Origin of the sequence: Armatimonas sp. (assembly GCF_043760365.1) — a bacterium.
Classification (GTDB): domain Bacteria; phylum Armatimonadota; class Armatimonadia; order Armatimonadales; family Armatimonadaceae; genus Armatimonas.
This window is the reverse complement of record NZ_JAYUPA010000341.1, coordinates 1-5,228: the sequence shown is the minus strand read 5'-3', so window position 1 is coordinate 5,228 and position 5,228 is coordinate 1. Positions and strand designations below refer to the sequence as shown.

Annotated in this window: 8 protein-coding genes; 1 reads left to right on the top strand and 7 read right to left on the bottom strand. The window is 57.4% G+C overall.

The features are described from left to right. The first annotated feature begins 185 nt into the window (after positions 1-185). A complete protein-coding gene (locus tag ACH2EH_RS08400) occupies positions 186-884 on the top strand; it encodes a hypothetical protein (RefSeq protein ID WP_395140717.1) in 699 nt (232 codons plus the stop codon). On the opposite strand, the gene ACH2EH_RS08395 is transcribed toward ACH2EH_RS08400, so the two are convergent. The 7 genes from ACH2EH_RS08395 to ACH2EH_RS08365 all read right to left on the bottom strand — a co-directional run. Further along, positions 881-1,861 (bottom strand): serine hydrolase domain-containing protein, encoded by a 981-nt coding sequence (locus ACH2EH_RS08395; protein WP_395140715.1) that lies wholly within the window; start codon positions 1,859-1,861, stop codon positions 881-883. The genes ACH2EH_RS08400 and ACH2EH_RS08395 overlap by 4 nt on opposite strands. Before the next feature lie 3 nt (positions 1,862-1,864). Further along, entirely contained in the window at positions 1,865-2,302 is a 438-nt protein-coding gene (locus tag ACH2EH_RS08390) for a hypothetical protein (RefSeq protein WP_395140713.1), read from the bottom strand. Then, positions 2,303-2,935 carry a hypothetical protein gene (locus ACH2EH_RS08385; RefSeq protein WP_395140711.1) on the bottom strand — a complete coding sequence of 211 codons (633 nt, stop codon included), beginning with the start codon at positions 2,933-2,935 and terminating at the stop codon, positions 2,303-2,305. Positions 2,936-2,939: 4 nt separating this feature from the next. Beyond that, the gene (locus tag ACH2EH_RS08380) at positions 2,940-3,308 is read right to left on the bottom strand and encodes a hypothetical protein (protein ID WP_395140709.1); all 369 of its coding nucleotides are present in this window, start codon (positions 3,306-3,308) and stop codon (positions 2,940-2,942) included. Further along, positions 3,305-3,694 (bottom strand): HEPN domain-containing protein, encoded by a 390-nt coding sequence (locus tag ACH2EH_RS08375; RefSeq protein WP_395140707.1) that lies wholly within the window; start codon positions 3,692-3,694, stop codon positions 3,305-3,307. The genes ACH2EH_RS08380 and ACH2EH_RS08375 overlap by 4 nt, the downstream gene beginning before the upstream one ends. Before the next feature lie 2 nt (positions 3,695-3,696). Then, positions 3,697-4,350: a superoxide dismutase gene (locus ACH2EH_RS08370; protein ID WP_395140705.1), complete on the bottom strand. Its 654-nt coding sequence runs from the start codon at positions 4,348-4,350 to the stop codon at positions 3,697-3,699. Continuing rightward, positions 4,347-5,228 (bottom strand): metallophosphoesterase (locus ACH2EH_RS08365; RefSeq protein WP_395140704.1); only part of this gene is annotated, 882 nt, incomplete at its 5' end. The genes ACH2EH_RS08365 and ACH2EH_RS08370, both read right to left, overlap by 4 nt.

Below are 5,228 nucleotides of genomic sequence, written 5' to 3'. Positions count from 1 at the left end.
AATCAGGGGACATAAAGAAATCATAAAAGACCAATAAAATCGAAATCAGAACTGTAGTCAGCATAATCTGAAACACTATCAGTGAAATCAGAAAGCTTATCAAAAAAATCGGGAACTCTCTCAACAAGATAATAAGTACTACCAATATATCAAGGAATGATCTCAGCAGATCAAGGAGACTAAAAATGGATACGCTAACCTCTGTCGCGCCACGCAAGCGTGGTGCCCTCAATAACGACATCCTCAAGAGCTTGCAAACTGCTCTAACTATCGCACAGGCCGCACAGCGCGAGCCCTTCGTCCCACAACTGACCGAGATGCAGCTCTCTGCGGTTTTTATCAGCTCGCTTCTCAGCGATATTGCAGTGTGCCATGCAACACTCGATACTGCTTTCGATGCCGATCAGGAAGTGAAGGGGAGCACGCAAGCGGAGGGCACGGCACGTGCCCGACTCAAGGCCACGATTCGACGGATTCAGGCCGCTGCGAGTCAGAAGTACGCCCGTGACCCGGAAAATAAGCACAAGCTCGCCCTCTTTGGCATGGGGATCAACCTCGATGCCAGCCGTGCCCTACTTGCCCAGCACGCACCGGGGATTCTTTCGCACCTGACCGACGACTCTCTGCCGGGCCTCAGTGCGGCGTTTCAGGAAGAGGCGGCGCAGGCACTCACCGACTGGACCGCTGCCGACAGTGTGCAAGCCGCCGCGCAGCAAAAAGCGACCCAAAAACGCTCAGAGGCCGAGGTGCAGTCCAAAGCCATCACTGACCGACGGATTCAGGTGCAGTACGCCATCGAGGGGCTCTATCCCCACACCCTCTCGGAGAATGCGGCGGCGCGGGCGGCGTTTCTCTTGCCCAAAACACGGCCTTTCCGGGGCTAGGTGCGTGCGGCGATGCCGTATGCGATCCGGCCCACATCGGCACCGGCGAGGTTGGCTAGAACAATCACCGCCCGGTCGCCGTCGAGCTCGCGCCAGAAGTGGGTCGCGAAGCCAGGGCGGCTCCCCCCGTGCTCCGCGATGCGCTTACCAGGCTCACCGGAGAGGTTCCAGCCTAGGCCGTACGGGTGGGGTTTGCCGTTGCTCAGAATCACGGGTTCAAAAAGGCGGGCACGGGTCTCGGGCTTGAGGAGCGGGTCGCTGCGGAGTAGCGCATCCCACTTTGCCAGGTCTTGCACCGTGGTCAGCAAGCCGCCGCTCGCAAAATCGCGGCTCCAGGACGCCACATTGACCAGGGTATCGGATTCAAACGCGTAGCCGTCGGCGCGGTTCGTCACAACCGTGCGCAGGTTGTGGCGACGGGTCGCGCTCATCCCCAGCGGCACAAGAAAGCGGGCAGTGAGAAACTCGTCCCAGCGCTGGCGTGTGATCTGGCGGATCACCTCACCCAGAAGCACGTAGCCAAAGTTGCAGTAGCTCCACTTCTCCCCGGGCGCAAAACGTAGCGGCAGAGGCCGGGCGGCGGCGATGGCATCGCTCTCCGTGTAGGTGCGGCTTAGCTCCAGCGGCTCATCCGTCACCAGCCCCGATGTGTGGGTGAGCAGGTGACGTAGCGTGATCTTCTCCCAGCTCGCGGGCGTGTTGGGCAAGTGCTTGCTGATCGGATCGGTCAGGCTCAGCTTGGCCTCTTGCTCCAGGAGCAGGATGCAGGTGGCAATCACCTGCTTGGTCACCGACGCGAGCTGATACACCGTTTCGGGCGTGGCGGGTGTCTTTGTTTCCAGGTTCGCCAGGCCATAACCCGCCGCCTTGAGGACTTTGCCCTTGCTCACTAAAGCAATCGAGAGACCGGGAATTCGTAGCAGGCTCCGCTCCTGCTCCACAAAGCTATCAATCGGATCGTCAAAAAGCCGCCCCATGACCTATCCCCCTTCCCGGACGATCCAGCCCAGTAGCTGGGTCATTTCCTCCCAGGCAAGCGCCGCCGCACCGGGCTCACCACGCTGGCAACTATCCACACGCTCACGGGCCGTTGTACGACCAAGCTCCGCGTAGAACGGGTGCGCACCGGTCATTCCCACCCAGTAGCGCGTGTTGCCCCAGTCGCCCTCGCGCCGATGGACAAGCTGGTGGATGTAGTTAGCCGTGCTATCGTCCTCATGCACCTGCACAAGCTTGTGCGCCGCATCGAGATCGTCGTTGAGCAGGTGGAGCAGCGCCCGGAGATTGTAGGAGCCCTCAGTGACTCCCAAGAGCAGTCCGGGCTGCCAGGGCGCTTTGGGGCGGAGTGGAGCATCGGTGCGCGCGAGCAGTGTCGCGGTGCATGCAAAGAGCGGATGGGTTGGGGAAAGTGGGTTCATTTAAGGTAGGTATCCAAAGAGGCGCACGGAGCCGTGCGCCAGGGAGTTCTCCGGAAGCGGCGCGGCATCTTGCGGCGAGGGAACGGCCAGCTCCAGCACCAAAGTCAGGTCGGGGGTACGTAGCACCTGAGCGCGGTAGACAGCCAGCGGTAGCTCGCCCCAGGTATCAGAGCGCTGGCTGAGCAGCCGCCCGATCACCACGTAGTCGTTTTCAAGCTGCCCCTCGTGCACCAGAGTGACGGTATCGGGGGGCACTTTATCGGCATCGCGGAGCTGCTCCTGCATGGCCTCCGCCCCGCCCGGAGCCAAGGTCGCCAGCCCATAGAGCGCGATCTCAATCGTCTTACCAATCGCAGCTTTGTAGCGCTCGCCATGGAGGGCCTGATCTGTAGTGCAGAAGACAAACCGCCGGCTACCGACTCCCAGCTCCGCCAGAGGCAAGCCCTCAAGGGGATCGCGCCAGAGCCGCCGCAGTGTCCCGGTGAGCCGTAGCTCCGTCCGTAGATCCGGCAGCTCAGTGCTATCCGTAGTGACGGTTGAAAGAAACGCCTTGCGCCGCTTGACACTGCGCACAACCAGTGCCCCAAAGCCCCCCAGAACCAGCAACAGCACAACCGGCAAGAGAGTTTCCATTAGCTTACTTTAAAAAATAAACGTAGGCTCCACCGGAGCTGAGTGAGACACGACGAACCCATTTGCGATCAGGTGGGACAGAGCCATAGCGCTGTCGTATCTCCGCCAGTTTCGGATGCTTCAGACCTATCAGGGTCACTTCGTAGATAGCAAAACCCCACTCAGAATCAAGGTGGTTCTCCGCAAAAATTTTACCCAATAGCTCATAGGTGAAAAGAGTTCCTGAACTATCAACCAGTGGCGTTGCTAAGTATAGCCTAAAATCTCCCTCATCAAAATCACTCCAAAACATCGCATCAATAGAAAACTGAGCTAGATTGAGTTTATCAAGAAGAAACCATCCAACATTGCGCATCTCTTCGGAGATTGTCACCACTGTGTCTGTAACCATGACAAAATTCCTTTCTGCTGATCCGTAATCGCCACAATAATGTCTTTAGCATCCTGCTGAGATTTAGGAGGATCATAACGAGATTGCTCATTCCAATCACGAACAATAGCCCACTCACTTTCCCTACCGATTGGCTTTCCAAGACCGCAGTGGCTGAGCAACTCAACGAGATTATGTGTGTAAAATTTCGGTGCATCTTTACTGGGAAAATCACCTTGTTGTGTTTTTTTGGCAATACACGCTTTGAGAGCACACTCTACTGAATAGCCAGCAAGATAATAAGCTCCTCCCCAACGTCCCGCTGCCAAAAGCGCCTGGGAATCTGCCAGGCGCTCTAGCGCAAGCTGCTGAAAATCCTGCTGTGTCATCGTTAGCGCGCCATCTTGAGGCGGTTATTGACCTCGTCCCAGTTCACCACATTCCACCAGGCTTTAAGATAGTCAATCCGCTTGTTCTGGTACTTGAGGTAGTAGGCGTGCTCCCAGACATCGTTGCCCAGAATCGGGACGCCGCCCTCAAGCAGTGGGGTGTCCTGGTAGGGAAACGACGCCAGCTCCAGCTTGCCTTTTTTCAGCGAGAGCCAGACCCAGCCGCTCCCGAAGCGCTTCAGACCCGCGTCCTCGAACGCCGCCTTGAACTTGTCAAAGTCGCCAAAGCTGCCTTTAATCGCATCGGCGATCGCGCCCGTGGGAGCACCGCCGCCATTTGGTTTCATGAGGGTCCAGAAGATCGTGTGATTGGCATGACCGCCCGCGTTATTGCGCACCGCCATGCGGCTGTCCTCCGGAATGCGCGCTAAGTTCTTGAGCAGTGCCTCCGCAGACATCACGCGGCTGTTCGGGCCATAGACCTTGGCAACCGCCATATTTAGATTAGTGATGTAGGCCTGGTGGTGCTTACCGTGGTGGATCTGCATGGTCTGCGCGTCAATATGCGGCTCCAGCGCCGCAGGCGGATAGGTCAATACAGGCAACGAAAACGGACCGGTTGGCGGGGCGGTGGGTTGTTGATTGTTGGGTGTCATTTGGTTATTGTCCAGGTATCGAGTTCTTTGCCGTCGGCGGCGACTTGCCGGGCGACGAGCTTTTTATCCGTGAGATCAACGATAGTAAGTGAGTGGGTATCGTCTATGTACTTGGCGGTAAAGTCTTGGAGCTTGCCTTTTTCGATATTTTTATAGAGTCCCGCGCCGCCCGCGCCGGAGACAACATAGATCGGAGCAGTGGGCTTGGTGTTCTTCACGCCATCATAGACTTTATCAAGCATGATTCTACCCTCCACATCGCCTTTTTCGCCGCGTGGCTTTGTGGGCAGAAATGTCAGAGGATAGCTGCGCTGGTAGTCATGAACATGGCCGGACCACACCACAGAGACCCCGTACTTCTCAAAGAGCGGTGCGAGCACGCGCATCCACTGGTCGTTGAAGTGCTCTTTGTTGGAGTTAAACGGCGGGTGGTGAAACGCGACAAAGCGCCACGTGGCTTTCTGCGCCGCCTTCAGATCACTCTCGACCCACTGTTTCAGCGCGGCATCGGTCCAGTCCATGTAGCCGTTAGCATCCAGAACTGTCCAGTGCGCGTTGCCATAGTCGAACGAGAAATTCGTCATGCGCGGGTAGTGCTCGCCCGCCGCCGCCAGAAACGCTTTCGTATCCGTGCTGCCCAGTGGCGCGGTGAACTTGGTGCTGGCGATCATCGGGCCATTGAGTGGCTGGCTCCAGTAGTAGAAATAAGAAAACGCATCGGGTGTCTTTTCCAGCGTCGAGGAGCGGATATCATGGTTTCCGGGAGAAGCCAGTGTCAGCGTGGAACGCAGGAGTGGGACGCCCTCAGCAGTAGCCGTCTCGGCGTTGTAGATAGGCCAGTAGTTTTTGACGTACTCACTGGCCAAGCCCTTACCATA

What these genes read in the sequence shown, in the direction of transcription:
- ACH2EH_RS08400 (WP_395140717.1), top strand. Translation starts at nt 186, where the DNA reads ATGGATACGCTAACCTCTGTCGCGCCACGCAAGCGTGGTGCCCTCAAT.
- ACH2EH_RS08395 (WP_395140715.1), bottom strand. Translation starts at nt 1,861, where the DNA reads ATGGGGCGGCTTTTTGACGATCCGATTGATAGCTTTGTGGAGCAGGAG.
- ACH2EH_RS08375 (WP_395140707.1), bottom strand. Translation starts at nt 3,694, where the DNA reads ATGACACAGCAGGATTTTCAGCAGCTTGCGCTAGAGCGCCTGGCAGAT.
- ACH2EH_RS08390 (WP_395140713.1), bottom strand. Translation starts at nt 2,302, where the DNA reads ATGAACCCACTTTCCCCAACCCATCCGCTCTTTGCATGCACCGCGACA.
- ACH2EH_RS08385 (WP_395140711.1), bottom strand. Translation starts at nt 2,935, where the DNA reads ATGGAAACTCTCTTGCCGGTTGTGCTGTTGCTGGTTCTGGGGGGCTTT.
- ACH2EH_RS08370 (WP_395140705.1), bottom strand. Translation starts at nt 4,350, where the DNA reads ATGACACCCAACAATCAACAACCCACCGCCCCGCCAACCGGTCCGTTT.